This window comes from Bacillus sp. ISL-55 (assembly GCF_018613155.1).
Lineage (GTDB): Bacteria > Bacillota > Bacilli > Bacillales > Cytobacillaceae > Mesobacillus.
In genome coordinates this window covers 1-23,563 of sequence record NZ_JAGGQU010000004.1, presented here as the reverse complement: position 1 = coordinate 23,563, position 23,563 = coordinate 1, and the positions used below count along the sequence as shown (strand labels likewise).

Annotated in this window: 19 protein-coding genes; 15 read left to right on the top strand and 4 right to left on the bottom strand. The window is 45.4% G+C overall.

The window, feature by feature from the left end:
* Positions 1-22: 22 nt before the first annotated feature.
* Positions 23-1,330, top strand: a complete 1,308-nt coding sequence (gene murA / locus J7E32_RS02210; RefSeq protein WP_214902993.1) for a UDP-N-acetylglucosamine 1-carboxyvinyltransferase — start codon at positions 23-25, stop codon at positions 1,328-1,330.
* A gap of 248 nt (positions 1,331-1,578) precedes the next feature.
* Entirely contained in the window at positions 1,579-2,607 is a 1,029-nt protein-coding gene (gene spoIID / locus J7E32_RS02205) for a stage II sporulation protein D (RefSeq protein WP_214902990.1), read from the top strand.
* 109 nt (positions 2,608-2,716) lie between these two features.
* Here the strand turns inward: spoIID and J7E32_RS02200 are convergent, their stop codons facing one another.
* A complete protein-coding gene (locus J7E32_RS02200) occupies positions 2,717-3,706 on the bottom strand; it encodes a nuclease-related domain-containing protein (RefSeq protein WP_214902975.1) in 990 nt (329 codons plus the stop codon).
* Between the two features lie 316 nt (positions 3,707-4,022).
* Positions 4,023-4,460: a VanZ family protein gene (locus J7E32_RS02195; protein ID WP_214902972.1), complete on the bottom strand. Its 438-nt coding sequence runs from the start codon at positions 4,458-4,460 to the stop codon at positions 4,023-4,025.
* A 195-nt stretch (positions 4,461-4,655) separates the two neighbouring features.
* Here J7E32_RS02195 and spoIIQ point away from each other — a divergent pair, with 195 nt between their 5' ends.
* The 10 genes from spoIIQ (at position 4,656) to J7E32_RS02145 (ending at position 16,179) form a co-directional block, all read left to right on the top strand.
* Positions 4,656-5,579 (top strand): stage II sporulation protein SpoIIQ, encoded by a 924-nt coding sequence (spoIIQ, locus tag J7E32_RS02190; protein ID WP_483297593.1) that lies wholly within the window; start codon positions 4,656-4,658, stop codon positions 5,577-5,579.
* Positions 5,580-5,704: 125 nt separating this feature from the next.
* On the top strand, positions 5,705-7,705 hold the full coding sequence (locus tag J7E32_RS02185) for a penicillin-binding transpeptidase domain-containing protein (RefSeq protein ID WP_214902966.1): 2,001 nt from the start codon (positions 5,705-5,707) through the stop codon (positions 7,703-7,705).
* Between the two features lie 93 nt (positions 7,706-7,798).
* Complete coding sequence (locus J7E32_RS02180; protein WP_214902963.1) at positions 7,799-8,374, top strand: hypothetical protein; 576 nt, start codon at positions 7,799-7,801, stop codon at positions 8,372-8,374.
* Between the two features lie 72 nt (positions 8,375-8,446).
* Entirely contained in the window at positions 8,447-10,051 is a 1,605-nt protein-coding gene (gene ggt, locus J7E32_RS02175; protein ID WP_214902959.1) for a gamma-glutamyltransferase, read from the top strand.
* A 538-nt stretch (positions 10,052-10,589) separates the two neighbouring features.
* Positions 10,590-10,772, top strand: a complete 183-nt coding sequence (locus tag J7E32_RS02170) for a hypothetical protein (protein ID WP_214902956.1) — start codon at positions 10,590-10,592, stop codon at positions 10,770-10,772.
* Between the two features lie 167 nt (positions 10,773-10,939).
* Positions 10,940-11,242, top strand: a complete 303-nt coding sequence (locus J7E32_RS02165) for a DUF4212 domain-containing protein (protein ID WP_023613617.1) — start codon at positions 10,940-10,942, stop codon at positions 11,240-11,242.
* Positions 11,243-11,286: 44 nt separating this feature from the next.
* Positions 11,287-12,954, top strand: a complete 1,668-nt coding sequence (locus J7E32_RS02160) for a sodium:solute symporter family protein (RefSeq protein ID WP_214902954.1) — start codon at positions 11,287-11,289, stop codon at positions 12,952-12,954.
* On the top strand, positions 12,938-14,824 hold the full coding sequence (locus J7E32_RS02155; RefSeq protein ID WP_214902951.1) for a DUF294 nucleotidyltransferase-like domain-containing protein: 1,887 nt from the start codon (positions 12,938-12,940) through the stop codon (positions 14,822-14,824). Before J7E32_RS02160 ends, J7E32_RS02155 begins: the two co-directional genes overlap by 17 nt.
* A 152-nt stretch (positions 14,825-14,976) precedes the next feature.
* Positions 14,977-15,642: a 3'-5' exonuclease gene (locus J7E32_RS02150; RefSeq protein ID WP_214902947.1), complete on the top strand. Its 666-nt coding sequence runs from the start codon at positions 14,977-14,979 to the stop codon at positions 15,640-15,642.
* A 189-nt stretch (positions 15,643-15,831) separates the two neighbouring features.
* On the top strand, positions 15,832-16,179 hold the full coding sequence (locus tag J7E32_RS02145; RefSeq protein ID WP_214902944.1) for a hypothetical protein: 348 nt from the start codon (positions 15,832-15,834) through the stop codon (positions 16,177-16,179).
* A 40-nt stretch (positions 16,180-16,219) separates the two neighbouring features.
* On the opposite strand, the gene J7E32_RS02140 is transcribed toward J7E32_RS02145, so the two are convergent.
* On the bottom strand, positions 16,220-17,044 hold the full coding sequence (locus J7E32_RS02140; RefSeq protein ID WP_286182604.1) for a LysM peptidoglycan-binding domain-containing protein: 825 nt from the start codon (positions 17,042-17,044) through the stop codon (positions 16,220-16,222).
* A 361-nt stretch (positions 17,045-17,405) separates the two neighbouring features.
* On the opposite strand from J7E32_RS02140, the gene spoIIID reads away from it, so the two are divergent.
* Entirely contained in the window at positions 17,406-17,678 is a 273-nt protein-coding gene (gene spoIIID / locus J7E32_RS02135; RefSeq protein ID WP_031307660.1) for a sporulation transcriptional regulator SpoIIID, read from the top strand.
* Positions 17,679-17,891: 213 nt separating this feature from the next.
* On the opposite strand, the gene J7E32_RS02130 is transcribed toward spoIIID, so the two are convergent.
* A complete protein-coding gene (locus J7E32_RS02130) occupies positions 17,892-18,230 on the bottom strand; it encodes a WXG100 family type VII secretion target (protein WP_214902941.1) in 339 nt (112 codons plus the stop codon).
* 420 nt (positions 18,231-18,650) lie between these two features.
* Between J7E32_RS02130 and essC the strand changes: the two genes are divergently transcribed.
* On the top strand, positions 18,651-23,270 hold the full coding sequence (gene essC, locus J7E32_RS02125; RefSeq protein ID WP_214902938.1) for a type VII secretion protein EssC: 4,620 nt from the start codon (positions 18,651-18,653) through the stop codon (positions 23,268-23,270).
* On the top strand, positions 23,263-23,514 hold the full coding sequence (locus tag J7E32_RS02120) for a methyltransferase (RefSeq protein WP_214902935.1): 252 nt from the start codon (positions 23,263-23,265) through the stop codon (positions 23,512-23,514). Before essC ends, J7E32_RS02120 begins: the two co-directional genes overlap by 8 nt.
* The last annotated feature ends 49 nt before the right edge of the window (positions 23,515-23,563 follow it).

Sequence of the window (23,563 nt, the reverse complement as noted above, 5' to 3'; positions counted from 1 at the left end):
TTGGACGCGGAGGGGAATACACTTGGAAAAAATCATCGTCCGCGGCGGACAAAGGCTAAGCGGTTCTGTAAAGGTTGAAGGAGCTAAGAATGCCGTCTTGCCTGTTATCGCTGCAACATTATTAGCAAGTGACGGAAAAAGCGTAATTCGTGATGTGCCAACTCTCTCCGATGTATATACCATCAACGAAGTATTACGTTCTTTAAACGCCGTAGTGGAGTTTGAAAATAACACAATTACAGTAGATGCATCCAGAGAGTTAAAAATAGAAGCACCTTTTGAGTATGTTCGTAAAATGCGTGCTTCTGTATTAGTAATGGGATCCCTGCTTGCCAGGAATGGCCGTGCTCGTGTAGCATTGCCAGGCGGCTGCGCAATCGGTTCCCGTCCTATCGACCAGCACCTTAAAGGCTTTGAAGCAATGGGTGCGACAGTAAAGGTAGGAAACGGTTTTATCGAAGCCGAAGCAGTCGGTGGTCTGCACGGAGCTAAAATATACCTTGATTTCCCTAGCGTAGGTGCTACGGAAAACATCATGATGGCGGCAGTCCTTGCAAAAGGAACAACAGTCATCGAAAACGTCGCAAAAGAACCAGAAATCGTCGACCTTGCCAACTTCCTGAACAAAATGGGAGCGAAGGTAAAAGGCGCCGGCACTGGCACAATCAAGATCGAAGGTGTGGAAGTACTGTTTGGTGCAGACCACAACATCATTCCTGACCGAATCGAAGCAGGAACCTTCATGGTTGCGTCTGCCATCACTGGCGGAAACGTCCTTGTAAAAGGCGCTGTACCTGAACACCTTTCTTCATTGGTAGCGAAGATGGAAGAAATGGGCGTTACCATCATTGAAGAAGAAGACGGCCTTCGTGTCATCGGGCCTGAAAAATTGAAGGCAGTTGACATCAAGACAATGCCGCACCCTGGCTTCCCGACAGATATGCAATCCCAAATGATGGCATTGCTATTGCGCGCTCAGGGCACAAGCATGATCACCGAAACTGTTTTCGAAAACCGCTTCATGCACGTGGAAGAATTCCGCCGCATGAACGCAAACATCAAAATCGATGGCCGCTCTGTCATCATGAACGGACCATCAAACCTTCAGGGAGCAGAAGTGGCAGCAACTGATTTGCGTGCCGCAGCATCACTGATCCTGACTGGACTTGTAGCAGATGGAATGACTCGCGTTACAGAACTGTATCACCTGGATCGCGGTTATGTGAACTTCCATCAGAAGCTAGCAGCACTTGGCGCAGACATCGAACGCGTCAGCGAAGTAGAAGAACAGCCAGTAACTGATCAATTAGTCTCAGACATGAACGCATAAATATTACTACTCAATGAACCGGAGAATTGTGCTTTAACGTATAGTTCTGCGGTTTTTTGATGTTAAGCGGGCGGATTGAGCCCGAAAAATTTTGTCCAATTTCGTGAATTAGTTTTGCCCGACTTATTATGAGACTTTCGACAGAACAATATGCATTTTCGATTTCTGTCATAAAAGCTTGTCCGCCTCCATATGAATGAAATGAGACGGTTTTCGACCGGATTAATTTCATAATGGAGGCTTTTTCTATGTTTAAATTCAAACCACTCATCGTACTAGCTGCAATTCTATTCGCTGTCACACTCCTGATCCCATCCTTGCTCGTCCTCCCTTTTATGGAAGATAAGGCAGGCGGAAAACTGGGGGAAGAGCTGCAAAGTGAGGCAAAGGATGTCGCCGCGGTTCCAACCGCAGACTCGGCTGTTGAGGTAGCCGTTTACCGGACAGCGTTGTCCAAGACAGAGAAGCTTCCGCTTGATGAATACCTGATCGGTGTCGTCGCTGCTGAAATGCCCGCTGAGTTCGAACTGGAGGCATTGAAGGCGCAGGCACTGTCGGCAAGGACTTATTATGTAAAACAAATGCTGAGCCCAAATAAAGTAGGCGTACCTGAAGGCGCCCAGTTGAATGATACAGAAATTCACCAGGTTTTTAAAAATAAAGAAGAATTGAAAAAGCAGTGGGGCGTCGACTACAAATGGAAGGTCAAGAAGATTGCTGAAGCGGTCAAAGCAACGGATGGCCAGGTGCTTACATATGATGGCACCCCGATCGATGCGACCTTCTTCTCGACATCGAATGGCTTCACCGAAAACTCAGAGGAATACTGGTCAAACTCGCTGCCGTATTTGCGCAGTGTAGAAAGCCCGTGGGATCTCGAGTCACCTAAGTTCAGAAGTCAAACGGTGATGACGGTTGCTGAGGTGGAGTCAAAGCTTGGTGTCAAGCTGCCGAACACCTCGGAGATTGGCAAAGTAATCTCAAGAACATCAGGCAACCGCGTTGCAAAAATCGATATAGGCGGCAAAGTCCTCACAGGGAAGGAAGTACGTGAGAAGCTAAAACTCCGCTCCAGCGACTTCACCTGGGAGCTCAAAGGCAGCAATGTCGTCATCACCACCGAAGGCTTCGGCCACGGCGTCGGCATGAGCCAATACGGAGCCAACGGCATGGCCACCGAAGGGAAGACCTACCAGGACATCGTCAAGCACTATTATAAAGGCGTCGAGATCAGCGAGGCCGATAGCATGCTGACGAAGGTTACTGCGAAGAAATAAAAGAGATAATGACGAGGCCAGGGTGAAAAGCACCCTGGCTTTTTAGCGCGGATTGGTGTGGCGTTTTGACTATTAAAATCTTCGCGGATGAAGTATGACAGGTGAACTTTTACTTTTTCGCGGGATTGAAGAATGCTTCGATGTCTGGTGGCATGTGGTAGATGCGGCCTTTGTTGGTGCCCGTGTGGGGTAGGTTCAAAGATATTAAAAGGTCTTTGATAGTCTTGGAGGATACACCTGGGCAAAACTCTCTACACATCTGGTTTTTAATAGTAGGACTAATAAGGAGGAAAAATTCTTTTACAGTTTTACGATGAGCCGTTTTGGATTGATGTTCACACACAGGACAGCGCCAAATCCATTTTTTTCGATACATGCCATATGATAAACATGATGGGCATTGAACACCCTTTTGAAGATCGTCGGGGGTAAGGGAATATTGTTTAAGAAGGTCTGGGTGGTGTGGAGAATGACTTTTTACAAGAGACTTGGATATCTTTTTTAAGTCTTTGTCAGTAAAACATGGATTAGGAGTGGTATCGTCGATCTGAAGAACGCGACTTAATAATACATCCCCTTTAACTATTAAGTTATTTAGAGACCGGTCACTCACCTTAATAATCGTAGAGGAATTGCTAATGGCTACGAGATGGTATATGGGCGGGACACTGAATTTGTGGTTCTTAAGCCATCTTTTCAAGTGCCAGGCTTGCATTCGAGCCTGGTTAATGGGATTGTCATAAGCTTTTTCCTGACCATCCTTTGTTTGAATCATTTGTTCGGAATGTTTTTCAAAGAAAAGGGTACCTGCATAGGCTTTGGTTTCAATTAGAAGGATATAACGAAGAGTTAAAATGAGGGTATCCATCTGAAAATGCCATTTCTCATCTTGAAGACGTAAATCCCGGAATATGTGGTAGCCTTTTTCAGGTAAAAAGCTTAAACGGTAATCTGTTTGCAGTTCGCCTTTGTAACCAGCACGCCAGGCTTTGTAATCTTGTTCGATTAATGCGAGTTTAGGATGATTTGATATGATTCTTTCCATTAGTGCCTCATACATGAGTAGCCGAATGGGATATGTCCTTTCTTTTTCAATCAAATTGGTCACTTCCTTATTAGTTTTTAAATCAATTCTTCATTTACAAGAAAAATACCTGCTGATATAAAGGTTTTAATATGAAATTTTATTGTACGATTTACAATTTTTAATTATATCAACGGTTGGAGCGAATAATTGAACGGTTGCAGAAGTTTTATCGACGGTTGAGGGGTTTTTATCAACGGCTAGCCTCGTTTTATCAACGGTTGAAGCAATGAGTGCCATAAGTCTCTACTAATAAACAAAAAGCCAGCCTAAATAACAAGGCCGGCCCCTAAAAAACCGTAACTAATATCTATCTTAAAAACAAATCCAGCTAATATCCCCGAACTCGCTCCTTAATCCCGCGCAAAACCCTCCCCAGCCGCGGGAACTTGCCGCTGAAGTAGGCATGATGGATGAAGTGCGAGGCCGCTAAGACCCCAATTACGTCTTTTATAAAATCAATCAGTGTCGCTGATCGGTACGGGACGAAGCTTTGATGGATCTCGTCGAGCAGGCCGTACAGGATCGCCACGCCCATGAAGGCAAAGCTCATCACTGGTGTGAAGTGCCCGGTCGTTAACGCAGCCAGGACAAGCAGCACATACAAGATGCCGAACTCTACAAGGTGGAGTGATTCTTTTATAAAACGGTCAATTCCCTGATTGGGCAGCTCGACCAAAGCATCTGCAGGATTGCTGGACATGATCCAGATTGCGGCCATATAGAGCAGCGGGAGAATGCGTAAAAACCATACTAATAACTTTTTCATCTTAATACCTCGCTTTATAGTAGTAACTCGTGTTGTTTATAGTAGACCCCGAATAAACTGTATCTCAATCCCAAAATCAACCCAAAAAACTTTTTTTGCATAAAATTCTCACCTTTGTCGAAAAATAAGCAGTAAAAAATTTTTCAACTCTATGTATATATTTTTTCGCTTCTGTTCAAACTGATTGCTGAGGTGATGAAAATGAGAGAGGAAGAAAAAAGATCTTCTCAAGACAAAAGCAAGAACAGCTTTTTCAAGAAGCGGTGGGTGTATCCAACAGTTTATATTGCTAGTGCCGCAATCATTCTAACTGGTGTCCTATGGTATCAAAACAGCGGGACCGAAAACATTGATCAGTCCGAGTACAAAGCGACTGACATGCCTGGCAAAAAGATCAATGATCAGCCAGCAGTTGAGGTTAACCGCGCGATGGAGAACTTTGTAATGCCAGTGGTGAATGAAGACGATGCTGTCATCCAGATGCAATTCTATGACAATGACGGCGACGCGGCTGAGCAAGAAGCAGCTCTAGTGTTCTATGATAATACGTACCATCCGAACACTGGGTTAGACATTGCTTCAAAAGATGGCAAGGAATTTGATGTAATCGCATCACTAAGCGGTACTGTCACTAATGTCATGGAAGATGCAGTGCTTGGAAATGTCATCGAAATCGAGCATGACAAAGGTATTGTAACACAATATCAGTCAGTTAAAGACTACCAAGTTAAGGTTGGCGACGAGGTTGAGCAAGGACAAGTGATTGCGAAGTCCGGAACAAGCCTGATCAATGAAAAGGCTGGCAACCACGTACACTTTGAAATCCGCAAGGACAATGTACCAGTCAATCCGCATGAGTTCTTCAACAAGCCACTAAGCGCATTGCAGGATGCAAATGTGACAGAAGAGAAAGCTTCTTCTGATGCAGATGCAGGCAAGTCTGAAGATGCTGCCGAAGAAGATGTAGAAGGAAGCTCAGAGGAAGATGCTGAAGGCACAACTCCAGCAGAAGACAAGCCTGCTGAAGGCGGCTCTGATAAAAAAGACGAAGATAAGGATGCAGGAGAAGATAAAGACAAAGACTCTTCAACTGACTCTGACACTTCAACAAATTCTTAATAAAAAATAAAATTTTGGAACCTGCCTAGCTATAAAGGCGGGTTTTTTTATTGGAATAATAAGAAATCATCCGGATTTATGTAAATGGGAAATCTATGGTAAAATCAACGTGAGGAGGGATACATATGAAACGTGCTTTATTTATAATCATGTCGGTCGTAATCGCCGCACTCATTTCCGGCTGCAGCAAAGAACCGACTCCCGAAGAACGGTTTTCCCAGTACGTAAAACTTTGGAACGACCAGAAGTTTGATGAAATGTATGCATTTTTATCAGAGAAAGCGAAGGATTCCATCACTAAGGAGGAATTTGTGGATCGCTATAATAAAATTTATAAAGATTTGGAGATTGATCAGCTGAAGGTAAGCTATAAACAGCCTGAGGAAGAACAAGAACATGAAGCAAACGCTGAGCTTCCTTTTTCGGCAAAAATGAATAGTGCCGCTGGTCCGATCGAATTCGGCCACAATGCTACTCTTGTAAAAGAAGAACGTGACAAAGAAACAAATTGGTTTGTCGATTGGAATACGACTTATATTTTTCCTGAGCTTGAAGCAGGGGATAAACTCAGTTTCAAGAATGTCCAGGCAGAACGCGGCAGCATCCTTGACCGCGCTGGTAATGGCCTTGCGATCAATGGGACAGCTCCTCAAGTCGGAGTAGTGCCAGGCGAATTGGGTGAGCAAAAAGAGCAAACGATCTCCAAACTGGCCGAGCTGCTCGATATGTCCGAGGAGCAAATCAACAAGGCCATGAATGCAGGTTGGGTAAAACCAGACTTATTCGTGCCGTTGAAGAAAATTTCGAAGGAAGATAAAGGCCTTCATGAAAAATTATTCACGCTGCCCGGCGTGAAGAGCCAGAATGTAGGTGCCCGCGAATATCCATACGGAGAGGCGCTGTCCCACTTAATCGGATATGTCGGCCCAATCCTAGCCGATGACCTGGAAAAACTGGAGGGCAAAGGCTACACCGCAACTGACCTAATTGGCCGCCGCGGCCTTGAACAGGTCCTAGAAGAACAATTAAAAGGAACAAACGGAGTGAAAATCTCGATTGTAAAAGAGGATGGCACCGTCAAAACACTTGCTGAAAAGCCGGTTGAAAATGGGAAGGATGTTAAGCTGACAATCGATGTAGTTGCCCAGCAGCAATTATACGACCAGCTAAAAGGAAAATCGGGTACAGCATCAGCAATCAATCCGACTACCGGAGAGACGCTGGCATTGGTCAGTGCGCCAGGATTCGATTCGAATGAAATGGCACTTGGAATCTCGCAAAACAAACGCAAAATGCTAGAAGATGATCCGCTTAAGCCGATGCTTAATAGATTCAAGCTGACCTATGTGCCGGGTTCTGTGATCAAGCCGATCACAGCGGCAATCGGACTTGAGAGTGGAAAACTCCAGCTGGATACAGCATTTGATATCAATGAGAAACAGTGGCAAAAAGACGCATCGTGGGGCAAGTACAAGGTGACAAGATACTCTGATGTAAAAGGAAGCATCAACCTTGAAAAAGCGCTGATCTATTCTGATAATATTTACTTCGCCCGGGCAGCGCTCGGAATGGGACAGGATACTTTTACAGCAGGATTGAAGAAATTTGGCTTTGAAGATCAGCCGGAATATCTCTATCCAATCGAGCCATCGCAAATCGGCAATATTGACAGCGAAATCAGCCTGGCGGATTCTGCCTACGGGCAGGGGCAGGTTGAAATGAATATCCTGCATCTGGCGACGACATATTCGCCATTCGTGAATAAGGGCAACTTGATTAAGCCAATTCTTAATATGGAGGGTGAGCAGGGACAGATTTGGCAGGAAGGTGTGGTCAGTCCCGAAAATGCAGCAGCTTTAAGCAATATGCTGACAAAAGTCATCACCGATCCAAAAGGAACCGCGCATAATGGGCTGATTGCCAACTATCCGCTCGCCGGTAAAACAGGCACAGCGGAAATCAAGGAAAAGCAGGGCGATAAAGGACGGGAACTAGGATGGTTCGTCGCCTACAATCCGCAATCCGCCGATATGATTGTCGCAATGATGATCGAGGATTCGGGGTCAAAGGATGTTGTGACGCGAGTGAAGGATTTTTATGAACTAAGACTTCAGAATGGAATGTAGTAAAAAGTCCGGTCAAAAGGCCGGGCTTTTTTATGAAACCAAACAGATGATATATGCGTATTAAAGCAACATAAATCAATAAGGACTGATAAGATGAAACATAAACGGAAGAAAGATGATGAATTATTATTTGAAACCTTCTCCAGATTACTTCTAGCTTTCTTTTTCAACTTTATTGGAAGTTCCATTCCCGATTGGTCGCAATCAATCTTTATAATGAATATGGCACTCATTTTTGCAGGAACAATCGTCTCTATCCTTTTTTACAAGAAAGTTTCTGACCCAAGAACCATGTGGAACCGAGTTGGCTTTGTTTTATTTTTGCTGATGGGCTTCTTTTGGGTTACACCTTTTTTAAGGATTGCTTATGGTACTTCGATATTTTGGATTCTACTGGCTGCGTATCTCATCTACATTTTTAACTTTATTTTAAGATATCTAGATGTTTTCCATGGTGTTCAGGTCTCTGGGTTATCAACAAACAGATATATAATGATTTGGGTAACTTTTCTATTATTCATAGGTTCATTTTTTCTCACAAATGAAAACGGAAATATAATATTGCAGATTTTTGATGCCGATGCACCTCCTCTTATATTTCCAATAGTTTTTTACCTTGGTGGGCTATTAATGACATTGATGTCGTTTACTCTATTAGTTGATAATTAACTTTTTTATTTAGAATTTTCAGCTATTTTGCTATAATATTTCGTAAGACGAAAATATATTGGGGGAATCTAAATGTCTTTGCATACATATCCATATCCTTCTCAGCGGATGACGTCGGTGGCGCGTAATGGGATGGTCGCTACGTCACAGCCGCTTGCTGCGCAGGCTGGGCTTGATATTTTAAAAAAGGGCGGCAACGCGATTGATGCAGCAATTGCGACGGCAGCGTGCCTGACGGTTGTTGAGCCTACTTCTAATGGAATCGGTGGCGACGCGTTCGCGCTTGTTTGGGTAAAAGACAAGCTGTATGGCCTGAATGCGAGCGGTCCTGCGCCACAATCGATTTCTATTGAGAAAGTGAAAGAACTTGGCCATGAAAAAATGCCTTCACATGGCTGGATTCCGGTTACAGTTCCGGGAGCACCATCAGCATGGGCGGAGCTGTCGAAAAAATTCGGTCGCCTGCCGCTTACTGAGGTACTGCAGCCAGCGATCGACTATGCGCGCAACGGTTACCCGCTGACTCCAACTCTCGCAAAATATTGGAAGGGTGCTTACAATGCTTACAAGAATCGCTTCCAGGGCGAGGAGTACGATGAGTGGTTCCGGGTATTCGCTCCTAATGGCAAGGTTCCTGAAGTAGGCGAGATGTGGAAATCTGAGGACCATGCGAACACGCTACAGGAGATTGCGGAAACGAATGGGGAAAGCTTTTACAGGGGCGCCTTGGCTGATAAAATCGCAGACGCGTCTGAAAAAGCAGGTGCTTTCCTGAGCAAGGCGGATCTCGAAAACTATCATCCAGAATGGGTGGAGCCGATTTCTGTAACATACCGCGGCCATGAGGTTTGGGAAATCCCGCCGAACGGGCAGGGAATTGTTGCCTTGATGGCATTGAATATTTTAAAAGGTTATGAGTTTACTCATCGGGATGACGTGAACGGTGTCCACCTTCAGCTTGAAGCCATGAAGCAGGCCTTCACGGATGGCAAGGAATATGTCACCGATCCTAAGACGATGCAGGCAAAGGTAGCGGACCTACTATCAGAGCAGTATGGTGAGGACGCTAGAGCTAAGATCAATGATGAAGCAAGAATGCCGGAACCTGGCCAGCTCCCTAAAGGGGGAACAGTTTACTTGTCGACCGCGGATGGAGAAGGCAACATGGTTTCCTTCATCCAGAGCAACTATATGGGCTTCGGCTCTGGTGTTGTTGTTCCAGGTACAGGGATTGGCCTGCAAAACCGCGGACATGACTTCTCGCTTGATCCTAACCATGCGAACGCGCTTGCTCCGGGCAAGAAGACATACCATACAATCATTCCTGGCTTCATCACGAAGGATGGCCAGGCAGTCGGACCGTTCGGCGTGATGGGCGGTTATATGCAGCCACAGGGGCATGTTCAGGTAGCGATGAATATGATTGACTTTGGCTTGAATCCTCAGGCAGCGCTTGATGCACCGCGCTGGCAATGGATCGAAGGCAAACAAATCGAAGTGGAGCACAACTTCCCGAATCATATTGTCAAGGAACTCGCAGCCCGCGGGCATCAGATGAAGGTAGCATATGATGGCGGAAGCTTCGGGCGCGGCCAGGTCATTGTCCGCAATCCAGAAACCGGCGTGCTGACCGGCGGAACGGAAATGAGAACCGACGGCGCAATTGCCTGCTGGTAAATTATATTCAATGCTGTTTTCGTAAAGGTGTTGTTAAAATCCTAAAGCCGATTTTAACGTAATATAAAGCCATTGTGTAGGTCGGTATTAAGTTTGCATGCTCTTTTCTCATAACAAGAGTCTACTTTGCGAAGAAACATAGTTCATTCACTTTTATTTTGTAGTCAATAGCAACAAAGTTTGAGAAAAGAGCCTATTCTAATGAAGGAACACTCATAGGCGAGTGTTCCTTTTACTATTCTGTAAAATCATTACAAACGATACAATACTATGGGAAATATACCGCACCAGCTAAAAATACTTTTCGACAAACTCCTTTACCTCTTACCCCGTTAAACCCCTACTATTACTAACGAATTTTACACGGTCAGTAAAATATCGACATAGAAAGCGATTACATTTTTTAGAAATAACGTATTGACCTGCCTGGACATTATATGGATAATTAAATTAAATTTTCTAAAGATTTAGTTAAATAAATATTTATTCATAACTATGCAAATATATCTTCACTAATTTCTACACAGGAGGAATCAACGTGATCATTCTAATCGGTCTGCTGGTTATTACCGGCATTAGCCTTTTCCTTGGCTTGAAGAAAAACAAGGCAATTTTCCTTGCTGTCCCGTTCCTGAGCATATTTCTCTACTTCCTCATCCAGATCATCATGGTACCGGCACCATTTTTCGAAACGCTAAAATTCATCTTCAGCTTGAGTTAATCCGTCGACATTCTTTTAAAAAAAAGGTATCGACCTTGCCTGGCGCAGGGTTCATATAAATAAAATCCATAAATAAAGGAGTGAAGCAAGCTTTCAATTGCAAGGCTGTGTCTGTCATTCATGAAGGATTATACAAAGGGGATTAGCAAAACCAAAGGGGTGTAAATGTGAAGAAAATTGATAAGTCAGTTGCTGACGCGTATTTCCGTGAAAAGACCCGTAACATGATCATTTATTTCATTATCTGGTTCCTTGTTTCATTCGGTGCGGTGATGATCGCAGAACCGCTAAGCGAGATTTCAATCGGAGGCTTCCCGTTCCACTATTTCATGGGAGCGCAGGGTGCAGTAGTAACATTCATCATCCTGCTGTTTGTCAATGCCAAACTTAGTGATGGAATTGACAGGAAGTATGGTATCGATGAAGAGAAGAACGTCAAGCTGAGCGAAGGAAAAAGCCTGGACCACTAAGTCACGGAGAAAGAAAAAAGAGCGTTTGAATAAGGGGGAGAACTTTGGATACACAATTCTTGGTCTCATTATCTATTATTTTAGCTACATTTGGTTTGTATATCGGGATTGCGATTTACAATACGGCTAAGCAGACGTCTGACTTCTATGTTGCCAGCCGCGGCGTTCCGCCAATTTTTAACGGGATGGCAATTGGCGCTGACTGGATGAGTGCTGCATCCTTTATCGGGATGGCGGGTACGATCATGCTGCTCGGCTACGACGGCCTGGCGTATATCATGGGCTGGACGGGCGGATATTTGCTTTTGACCTTCCTGCTTGCGCCACAGCTCAGGAAGTACGGGCGATACACGGTTCCTGAATTTATCGGTGACCGATACAACAGCCATACGGCACGCGTCATCGCTGCGATTTCAACGATCATCATCAGCTTTACCTATTCGATCGGGCAGCTTTCGGGTTCCGGCGTGGTAATCGGGCGACTGTTCGAAATCGATGCAAAGCTCGGCACGATGATTGGGGTAGTCCTGATTGCGACATACGCAGCCTTCGGCGGTATGAAGGGGATCACCTGGACACAGGTTGCGCAGTATATCATTTTGATCGTTGCTTACTTGATTCCAGTCATTTTTATGTCTCTCCAGGTTACAAGCAGCGCACTCCCATGGCTTTCCTATGGTGAGCTCGTTGGCAAAATGGGTGAGCTTGACCGTGAGCTAGGGATCTCGGAATACTTCGCGCCATTCACCAACGGAACGAAATGGCAGTTCCTTGCCCTTATGTTTACACTGATGGCCGGTACGGCGGGTCTTCCGCACGTAATCGTCCGCTTCTATACAGTTTCAACGATGAAGGCTGCTCGCTGGTCAGGCGCCTGGGCACTTCTATTCATCGGTTTGCTTTACCTGTCAGCGCCTGCTTATGCGGCGTTCTCACGCTTTATCCTGATGACAAAGGTTGCCGGCAGCAAAATCAGTGAACTTCCTGCCTGGACGAAAACATGGGTCGATACAGGAAAGCTTCAAGTTGCCGACGGAAATGGCGATGGAATCCTTCAGTGGAGTGAGTTGATCATCTCCAACGATATCGTCGTTATGGCGACACCTGAGATTGCTAACCTAGGCGTATTCGTCATTGGCCTTGTAGCGGCAGGCGCTATGGCCGCAGCCCTTTCTACAGCAGGCGGCTTGATGATCGCGATTTCTTCCGCTTTTGCGCACGATATTTACTACCGTGTCATGAAGCCAAACGCTACGGAAAAAACTCGCCTGAATGTGGCGCGTATTTCCATTGTTGTCGCTACATTGTTTGCAGGACTGATCGCCCTTAATCCTCCTGGAGCGATCACTCAGATCGTTGCCTGGGCCTTCGCGCTTGCCAGTGGAACGTTCTTCCCAGCCCTGATTCTGGGTGTATGGTGGAAGCGTTCGAATTCACAAGGTGTCATCGCTGGTATGCTCATCGGTCTTGCTGTGACACTCGGATACATTTTCGCAGCGAAATACGGCGGTTTCACTATTCTTGGCATCATTGATACCGGTGCTGGAGTGTTTGGTGCAACAGCTGCAATCCTTGCGAACGTCATTGTTTCACTTGCGACTCCGGCTCCTTCGCAAAAAATTCAGGAGGAAGTACTCGACCTTCGCTATCCTGAACAGATGACGTATAAGAACGGCGAAGTATGGATGAATGACGATGCAACAAAAGCTTAATAAGGAAATTTGGAAGGCTGTGCAGTTCCATCCCCTGTTTCAGGGGGTGGATGAACGCACAGCCCTTTCCCTTGTCGAGGAATGTGAAGCTCTTACCTATGGAAAAAAAGAAATGATGCTCAAGACGGACACACCACGTCAGGGGCTTTTATTGATTTTACAGGGAATTGCCGAGGTGTTCGTAAAAAATGCCGCCGGCCAGGAAGAAGTCCTTGAAGTCATCCGAAAAGGTGAAATTGTTGGGTTTTCAAGTCTGGCAGAGTTCCTCGGATTCTCGAGCGCCGATAAACAGCAGGCCAATGTCGAGGTCAGGTCAGTAGATGATGTTCAGGCACTTCTGATTCCTTTTTCCATCCTGGCAAAAAGGTGGGATGACCAGGATGTACATGATTACCTGCTGTCCCAGGTTTCAATCAGGCTGAAAGATGTTTATGGATCACTTGCCGAGCAGGTAAAAATGGCAAAGGGAATTGGCGAGGGAGAGACGATTTTAGCGAGGGTCCAGGATCTGATGACTGAAGAAATAGTATCAGTTTCTCCAATAACAAGCATCAAAGAAACGGCACGGAAGATGGCCAATTCACAGACAAGCTCGGTACTTGTAGTGGAACAGCAGGAATTAAAAGGAATCATCACCGAACGGGACATCGTCGGCCGGGTGGTAGCGAAGGGGATTTCTGTTGAAGAGCCATCCAGGCTAGTTATGACGGAGAAACCGGTAACGATATCCAGGTTTGCTTACTATTACGATGCGTTATCGAAAATTTTGCTGAATGGAATCAAGCATCTGCCCGTGGTTGATGATGGGAAAATCTCCGGGGTTGTAACGCTGACCGATTTGCTCCGGAAAAAGAATGATAGTTTGATGAGGACGATAAAGAAGATTGAAGAAGCAGATGAAACGAACCTACCTGAAATCAAGGCAGCAATCTATGAAATTACCGAAACGCTTATGCGAGATCGAGTTCCGGCTCTAGCGTTGCTCGATATCATCACGAAATTATACGACCGGTTGATAGTGAGAGCAGTCGAATTATCTCTTGCGGCACTCCGCAAGAAAGGGCTGGAGCCACCTGCACCTTTTGCGTTTTATTTAATGGGTTCTGCCGGTCGAGGTGAACAGTTCATGCTGACGGATCAGGATCATTTCCTTGTGTATGGGGAATGTAGTGAGCACGGCTACTTTGAAAAGTTAGGTGCGGAGATCACTTTAATGCTGGAAGCAGCCGGTTACGCCCGCTGCAAGGGCTTGATGATGTCGAGCGAGGAGCGATGGAGAGGGACGCTGCTGCAGTGGCAGGATCGCGTCAGGAAGTGGATGCTGCAGTCCACTAATGAAAATCTTCTGCTGGCACATAACTTTTTCTCCTACCGCTTCGTAGCGGGGAGCGAAGTGCTAAACGTGGAGTTCGAAGCAAAAATTGCAGAGCTGCTTGACCGCTCAAAAATCTTCCTGTATCGGATGGTTCAGGCCGAAAGGGAGCAGGAAATCCCGACACTGGACGAACCGATCCGCGCGCTATTCAAGCTCGGGAGGAAAAACATTGATATAAAAAAAGAAATCTTGTTTCCTTTCCACCACAGCCTGCAAATCCTATCGCTCTATTACGGAGGAATCCCGGGAACGCCACTAGAGAAAATCGCTAGTTTAAAAGAAAAGGGTATATTTACAGAAGGATTCACAGAAGACCTTAAAGAAGCCTTCAGCCACGTGCTCGACCTTTATATCAGGCAAAGATGGGGCAATAACGGCGGCAGCTCCGTTCTATCATTTGCCACCATGTCGACCAGACAAAAGGATGAACTCATCCTGAGCCTGCGAACACTACGCGAACTCCAGGGGATGGTATTTGCTAGATTCTCGGTGTAAAATCGTTTCGACAAAGTTCGGGTGGTGACAGGCACCTCGGAATGAGAAAGAAATCTGTCGGAATTCAGGTAGTGACGAGCACGGTACGCTGAACACCAGAAATAAACCCGGCAAAATCTCAACGAAGACAGGCACTTCGAAAGGAGGCTGACATGTTTTTTCAACGGAAGAATATTTCCTGCCCGCTTATGTATGAAAAGATTCCTTTATCGACTAAAATCGATGATCTTACGTTTGTTGTTTTCGACACAGAGACGACGGGATTCCAGGTAGCGACCACAGATCGGCTCATTGAAATTGGCGGTGTGCCGGTAAGCGGGCTGAAGGTGATGGAAAATGACCGTTTTCAGACATATGTGAACCCGGAGCGACAAATTTCTCGGGAAATAATTGAGCTGACATCGATTACGAATGAAAAGGTTACCGGAGCACCGGTGGCATCAGAAGCGATACATGACTTCTTTGATTATGTTGGATCACACGAAGCGGTATGCCTTGTCGGCCATTATGTCGGCTTCGATCACCTCGTGCTGAAGAGCGAACTGAAACGTGAAAAGCTTGCGCTGAAAAAACTGTTCACCATCGATACACTCGATCTGATTGGTTTTATTGCTCCCTCATATGATATGCGTGACTTGGAGCGATACGCGATGGCATTCGGCACACGAATATATGATCGCCACAGCGCGGTGGGCGATGCATTGACCACAGCCTATCTTTTCACAGAACTCTTGCAGCAGTTCAAGAACCGCGGGCATTCCACCTGGGGTGAGCTGATTAAGGCTACCGAAAGCCAGATGAGGTCGATGCAGTTTTAAGTGGAAACAGATATATCGGCCAGCGATACGTGATCGAAAGAATTTGATTAGGAAAAAGGCATATCCCTCGGCGATCCGCAGCAGTTTTAATCTTGATAATCTCATATAATGCTGATAGTGTAAAAAATGTATTTTGCACTTTATAGAAATGTAGGTTTATTCTACTTGTCATGAAAATGGGGGAAATGCATGGATGCCGTGCAAATGGTGTTTTTGGTATTGTTGTGGGGTGTACCGATTGTCCGTTTTATACGGATGTACAGGAAGATGAACGAAGAGGAGCAAGCGGAAATCAAAGCTACATTAAAAAATCCATTATATTACCTGGACGATGGATTTAGATATATAGGTTTTGCTTTGATGTTTTCTGGAATGATTGCTTTCAATCCCGTTATTCAGCACATCGGGGCATCTATACTATTTATTGGCTGGTTTTATGGTGGTCTGGATCACCTGGATAAAAGTGTGAAAGAGAGTGTCGGAATAATGTCATTCGCTGTTTTAATGGCAGGTGTTTATTATCTCATATGGACATAAGAAAAATGCTTAGAGTTCACTGCACTCTAAGCATTTTGTATTAATGAATATTAATTAAAGCACCATTCTTATAGGATAGGAAAACCCGCTGACCTGCAAATTCTTCATATTTCCTCGCTGTTCCATAAGAAACTTTTAACGGAATGGCTTTTCCATCACTCTCAACCTCGATCGTAAAATTATCCGCCGCACCGTTAATCGTTGCTTCCATGAATTCAATTTCTCCTGGAATGGCCAGCTGCTGGCCGATTAGCACCATGTCTTCCTTTAAACCGTTAGCCTGTTTTAATTCCTTTAAGCTTACACCGAATCGCTGGGAGATATTGAACAATGTATCCCCGGGATTGACGAAATAAATTCCTTCATTGTTTTCAAAGCTGTGGGTTGGTACTGAAAGGGCTTGTCCAATATAAATGGAATCAGTGACCAATTTATTTTCCTTTTTTAATTCCTTGACGGTAACACTGTACTTATTAGCAAGGGAAAACAATGTATCGCCTCTTTTTACGATATAAATCCCTGCTTCAACCTCTACAGGTACCTCGAGTTTCTGTCCTGTATTAATGATATCTGAAGGCAACGAGTTTACTTCCTTCAGCAGTTCAACCGATGTATCATATTCTTTCGCCAGGCTGTATAGTGTATCGCCTTTTTTTACGGTATAAAAAGATCCGATTGCATCTGTTTTCTTTTGGCCAATGCCAAACAGTAATCCTGCCGCTACCGATCCGGCTACTGCTGCGCCGATCAGTTTTCTGTTCCGTTTCAAGGTCACTTTCCGTTTTTGCTCTCTGATTCTCTGTTTTCTAGTCTGTCTGTAGGTAATCAAGTCTGCTTCTCCCCCAAGTGAAAAATAACTCCTCAAAAGAAATTCGCTAAGAAACAGGTTTTTATGTACATAAATATGGGTATACAGGAAAGTTTTCCGCCTTTAAAATAGTTGAATTTTTCAAAAAACTTAACAATACCTTGTCCCTATTGCTTTTTTCGTGCATATATCCTCAACCAAGCTAATAAAATGTTACAAACCTGACAAAGAGAGTGTTTGAGGTGAGGAGTCGTTTGAACAATATGAGGATTCAGCTGGGGACATGATTAATCTTCGTAATATACAGAAGGAACAACCTTCTGCCGCAAGTATGTGTTTTATGCGGGATGCAGTATTGGCAGATAAAAGCGAGTCTCATTTCACACTTCTCACATCCAATTTAGGGAGGGCGAGTGGTGTGCACGATTACATCAAAGAGAGAACAATCAAGATTGGAAAGTATATCGTGGAGACGAGAAAAACAGTTCGCGTCATAGCGAAGGAGTTTGGCGTATCCAAAAGTACAGTCCATAAAGACCTGACAGAAAGATTGCCTGAGATCAACCCTGACCTTGCCAATGAAGTAAAAGAAATCCTTGATTATCATAAATCGATCCGCCACTTAAGAGGCGGGGAAGCCACGAAAATGAAGTACCGCAAAGAGGAAAGGGAAGAAGAGCCGGTTAAGTGAAAAAGTATTGAAACTAACAGATTGGAGGGACCGTAATTCAGCTGTGTGATCATTTCCGACAATAAAATGAAAAATGCCCAGCTTAGATTTAGAAAAGCCGGGCATCGCCACAAAAGGCGTGTATGATTCTGCTTAATACAAAAGCGGAGGCTGCCGCCTTTTTATCATGGGAAAAAAGGGACAAGCCGGTAATGCCGGCATGCCCTGTCATGTTTACCGTAACCCAGTATTTTTCAATCTTGCTTCCCTTTCAGCAGCCGCCCGTTCTGCTGCTGCCCGTTCCGCTGCCTCTCTTGCTTCTTCTTCACTTTTGATTTCATTCGCTGCTGCGACGATATCCGGTCCGATCGAAAAAAGCAGCGTTTGCAACTCGGAGATCTCCCTGCTGATGCTATTGATCGCGTTATTGATGTAGGTCATTTCCTGGGCCTGCCATCCGCTGTTCAGATTCCCCTTGAAGTCCTGCAGCCTGCTTTTGATTTCATTCAATTCCTGCGCGTAGTCACTGATTCTATTTGCCTGCGAATACGCCTGGCCGACATTAATCTTCACTTGAATCACCTGCTCATTATTTAGATTCTTTGATTATAGTATGCCTTTTGAAAAAATCCCAATGAAAACCTGCAAAAAATTGTAAAAAATAATGGGATATTTTAGATGAAAGTGGTTTGGGATAGATTGCTTCGGGGTAAAAAGAACTAGTTTTCTGTATGTGATTTAGTAACTTCGTACATTAACACCATGATATCCCTGGTAACTCAAAGCTTGAATAGGACTAATATCCCTATTTTTCCAATTGAGGGGGTAATTAGTTGAATATAATTCCTGATATTGTAAGATATTTATATATTTAGAGATGAACCAAAGGTTTGATGTAAATTTACACTTTTTGAGCTAAAATGGTAAAAAAATATGAAATTACCACTATACATACTATAGGAATAGAAATTTTTTTGGGCTGGGGGTATGGAGTTGATTCTCACACTTTTTGACCGGAATCAGGCGTTTGACCTTGTGCTGCCTGATCGGGTAACCGGGAGATACATACTGAATACTGAGGATAAGGACCAAAACCAGGTTGAAATGCTGGCAGTGGAAGCGGAAGATGGCCGCTGGTACTTAAAATCTAATAAACATGCATTCTTGAAAAATACCGCAAATGAAATACAATCGAAGGTCCTCATAGAACCATTCAAAACATATAGTATCCACCGCAACAATGATCAATCCGCGCTAGTTTATGTTGAGCCGCAAACGGCGGATCGCAACGAATTCACAAAACATATCGCCACCAGCAATGTCATTAAAATCGGACGCTCACAGGACAGCCAAATTTGTTTCTCGAATAAACTTGTATCCGGGTCACACTGTGTAATTGAATACAACAGCAATGGCAAGGCAGTCATCAAGGATTTTAACAGTTCAAATGGTACCTATGTTAATGGAGAGAGAATCAAGGAGAAGTTGCTGGCAGTAGGTGATGTCATTTTCATCATGGGCCTTAAAATCATTTTCAACGGCCGTCTTTTGTCGCTTAACAATCCGCATAAGTCGGTATTCCTCGACCGGAACACGTTCAATTCATTTATTGCCGAAAAACCTGTGGTCGAAAAAGAACTCAACCTCGATGAAATACATATTGAAGAAGAAAATGATCAGCTGTTTTACCGTTCTCCGCGCTTTAAAAGGGATATTGAGGAAACGACGATAAAAATCGATCCGCCGCCGCCACAGCCGAATATTGATGAAACACCGCTGATGCTGCTATTGGGACCATCAATCACTATGGGGATGGCATCCATGTTTACAGGACTCCTGATGTTACAGAATGTCATGAGCAAGGACGGGGATATCATGTCGGCGATGCCGATGCTCGTTATGTCGTTCAGTATGATGATCGGAACGGTACTCTGGCCGATTTTAACTAAAAAATATGAGAAAAAGCGCCGTATCAAACTCGAAGGCATTCGCCAGGAAAAGTATTCGAAGTACCTTGCGGAAATGAAGCAGGTGATTGCGGAAGAGTGCAAGCACCAGAGTGAGATTCTGTTGGAGAATCATGTCACACTGGAAAACTGCCTGACGAGAATCAAGCGCCGCCAGAGGAATCTTTGGGAACGGGGCATAGGGCAGAATGATTTTCTCAAAGTCCGTCTTGGAATAGGCGATCTGCCCTTAAACGCAGAAATCAAGTATCCGGAAAAGCGCTTCATGCTTGAGGACGATAACCTTCAGGATGAACTTTACCAGATTGTTGATCAGCCGCAAATCCTTAAGGATGTTCCGGTCACAGTTGACCTGACCGAGGAACGGATCACTGGAATCATCGGCAGACGGGAAGAAGTGAAGAGCTTCGTGCAGGGGCTGATCTTTCAGTTGACGGCACTGCATAGCTATGACGAGTTAAAGTTGGTGTTCATTTATGACGAACACGAGCATGATACGTGGAATTTCTTGAAATGGCTGCCGCATGTCTGGGATGATGGCAAGACGATCCGTTTCGTTGCCACAGATGCGAACGAGGTAAAAGAGCTTTCGGCTTATTTTGAAAAAGATATCAGTGCACGCCAGGCACTCGATGAAGAAGACCTTGCGGAAATCGAACAGCATTATATCGTGTTCTCGATGAGCAAGAGCCTCGCTTCGAAGGCCGAAATGATCAATCAACTTTTAAAAGAAAAGAAGAATATCAGAATCAGTCTTGTCACTCTTTATGACGAGCTGAAAAACCTGCCAAAGGAATGTACGAATGTCATCGAACTCGACAAGAGCTTTTCAAAGATCTATGACAAGGACGATATTTCCGGGAAATATGTAGGCTTTAATGCTGACAGCTATCTGGAGGAGGATGCGGAAGAACTGGCAGTGAAATTGGCCAATATCCAGCTGAATACCTCACAGAAGGCCTATACCCTGCCTGATATGCTGACATTCCTGGAAATGTTTGGCGTCGGCAAGATTGAACACCTCAATGCGCTGACAAAATGGAAGGAAAACAATCCAGTCCACACGATCCAGACGCAAATCGGCGTAGATACGCAGGGCGACCCGTTCATGATCGACCTGCATGAAAAATATCACGGACCGCACGGCCTGATTGCCGGAATGACCGGGTCCGGTAAAAGTGAATTCATCATGACGTTCATTTTATCGCTAGCGGTCAATTACCACCCGGATGAGGTAGCATTCATTCTGATCGACTATAAGGGCGGCGGCATGGCGAATGCGTTCGAAGACCTGCCGCACCTTGCTGGGACGATCACGAACCTTGATGGAGCGGCGGTCAACCGTTCATTGATTTCAATCCAGAGTGAGCTGAAGCGCCGCCAGGCTATTTTTAGCGAAACAAGCCGGGTTGTTGACCAGAGCAATATCGATATTTATAAATATCAGAAACTATACCGCGAAGGCATGGTAACAGAGCCGCTGCAGCACTTGTTCATCATTTCTGACGAGTTTGCCGAGCTGAAGGCCCAGCAGCCTGAGTTCATGGATCAGCTTGTCAGTGCGGCGCGTATCGGCCGAAGCCTTGGCGTCCACCTGATCCTGGCGACACAAAAGCCATCAGGTGTCGTCGATGACCAAATCTGGAGCAACAGTAAATTCCGTATCTCTTTGAAGGTACAGGAAAAAGCGGACAGTATGGAGGTCATTAAACGTCCAGATGCTGCCGAACTGAAGCAGACCGGACGCTTCTATCTCCAGGTCGGCTTCAATGAATTGTTCGAGCTGGGACAGTCAGCATGGGCCGGTGCGCCTTACTATCCGTCTGACAGAGTTGAAAAGCACAAAGATGATAGTGTCGTAGTCATCGATGATCTCGGCCGTGTCATCAAGAATGCCCGCATCGATAAGCGCAAGTCTGCTGTGAAGAATCCGCCTAAGCAAATTGATAAGATTACGGAATACCTGGCGAAAATGGCGCAGCAGGAGAATATCAAGGTCCGCCAGCTGTGGCTTGAGCCGATTCCTGAACTGATTTTTGTAGATAAGCAGAAAAAGAAATATGGTGTCGTCCAGCAAGGTTTCGCATTGAACCCGATCATCGGTGAATTCGATGATCCGGCGAACCAGAGGCAGATGGTCATGAGGATGCCGATCACCCAGGAAGGCAATGCTGTTATTTACGGCATCGCTGGCAGCGGAAAAACGACCTTCCTGACGACGATGCTTTATTCGTTAATGGAAGAGCACACGCCAAACGAAGTGAATTTTTACCTACTTGACTTTGGCTCAGAAACGCTTGCCTGGTTCCGTGAAGCTCCGCATGTCGGCGATGTCATGCTGTCGCATGAAATCGAGAAGATCCACAATCTGTTCAAGATGCTGACAGGCGAGATTGAACGGAGGAAGAAGCTGCTTTCGAATTACGGCGGCGATTTTATCACCTACAACGAGATGTCGGGTGAGAGCCTGCCATCGATCGTTGTGGCGATCCACAACTACGCAGCGTTCTCGGAGATGTTCGAGGAGCTGGAGGAAGGCATTTCATTCCTGACGCGTGAGGGCCTGAAGTACGGCATTTACTTCATCGTCACCGCAATCAATACGGGGGCGATACGCTACAGGCTGCTGCAGAACTTCAAGCAGATGTATGTGCTTCAGCTGAACGACCAGAGTGAATACTCGGGCGTATTGGGCAATACAGACGGAGTATATCCATCCAAATTGAAGGGCCGAGGCATCTTCAAGAGTGATACGACTTATGAATTCCAGACGGCCCATATTACAAGTGATATAGACAATATGTACAGCTTCATCACCGACTATTGCAAAGGCTTGCGTGAAACATGGACGCAGCCGGCCGCAATGCGCGTGCCAATCCTGCCGGAAAAAGTGGATCTGAACTACCTAAGTGATGAAGCAAGGAATATGAACAGCAATAAAGTGCCAGTCGGCATCGAGAAGAACTCACTGAAAACAGCTTATTTCGATTTCCTTGGCAACTATGTAAACGTGGTTACTGCACTGCAGAACGACCAGTGCTCAAGCTTCATGCAGGGAGTCGCCGAAGTTTTCACAGCCTCAGAAGGCAGGGAGCTGATCGTCATCGACCCTAATGAGCACATCGCGGCCGGCCGCACGCAGGATTATAAGTATATTTGCGAGTCGTCTGAATTTGAAGATACCATCGTTTACTTGTTCAACACGCTCGTGCACCGCAACAATACGACGAAGGATGCCATCGAAGCGGGCGAACAGCCGCCAGTGTTCGGCAACATCACCTGCATCATTGATTCCTTCACTGATCTGATGATGTATCTGTCACCGGACGGGCAGGATAAACTCAAGGTCTTCCTTGAAAAAGGCAATGGCCTCAATGTGAACCTGATCATTTCCGACTGTGCCGACAAACTGAGCTCTGTCTCATTCGAAGCCTGGTTCAAGCAGCATGTATCGCTTAGCGATTTCATCTGGTCAGGCAATGGCATCACAGACCAGTACGTCATGAAGCTCGGCAAGGTCACAAACGATATGTACCAGGAAATTCCGCCAGGTTTTGGCTATGTGGTCAAAAAAGGAAAACCGACACTCGTGAAGCTGTTATCCTCAGTAGAAAGCATGCAAGAGGAGGTAGCGTACCATGGATAAGGTGCTTGTAGAGGTCTTCATCCCCGCCTCTGAAAAATCATACGACGTCTTCCTGCCGCAGGGAGTCTTGCTGCACGAAGTCATCTACCTGCTCGCAGGAACCATGACCGAACTGTCACAAGGATACTTCTCAGCAAAACACGACACCATCCTCTGTGACCGCAAGACCGGCACCATTTTAAACATCAACCAGACCGTCGAAGAAATCGGGTTGATGAACGGGGCGAAGCTGATGCTGATTTAGGGACATGGGGACGGTTCTCGCGCGACATAGGGACGGTTCTTAAAGCGGA

Coding starts and splice junctions, on each gene's coding strand:
- spoIID (WP_214902990.1), top strand. CDS start 1,579: ATGTTTAAATTCAAACCACTCATCGTACTAGCTGCAATTCTATTCGCT.
- J7E32_RS02195 (WP_214902972.1), bottom strand. CDS start 4,460: ATGAAAAAGTTATTAGTATGGTTTTTACGCATTCTCCCGCTGCTCTAT.
- spoIIQ (WP_483297593.1), top strand. CDS start 4,656: ATGAAAATGAGAGAGGAAGAAAAAAGATCTTCTCAAGACAAAAGCAAG.
- J7E32_RS02185 (WP_214902966.1), top strand. CDS start 5,705: ATGAAACGTGCTTTATTTATAATCATGTCGGTCGTAATCGCCGCACTC.
- J7E32_RS02180 (WP_214902963.1), top strand. CDS start 7,799: ATGAAACATAAACGGAAGAAAGATGATGAATTATTATTTGAAACCTTC.
- ggt (WP_214902959.1), top strand. CDS start 8,447: ATGTCTTTGCATACATATCCATATCCTTCTCAGCGGATGACGTCGGTG.
- J7E32_RS02155 (WP_214902951.1), top strand. CDS start 12,938: ATGCAACAAAAGCTTAATAAGGAAATTTGGAAGGCTGTGCAGTTCCAT.
- J7E32_RS02150 (WP_214902947.1), top strand. CDS start 14,977: ATGTTTTTTCAACGGAAGAATATTTCCTGCCCGCTTATGTATGAAAAG.
- J7E32_RS02145 (WP_214902944.1), top strand. CDS start 15,832: ATGGATGCCGTGCAAATGGTGTTTTTGGTATTGTTGTGGGGTGTACCG.
- J7E32_RS02120 (WP_214902935.1), top strand. CDS start 23,263: ATGGATAAGGTGCTTGTAGAGGTCTTCATCCCCGCCTCTGAAAAATCA.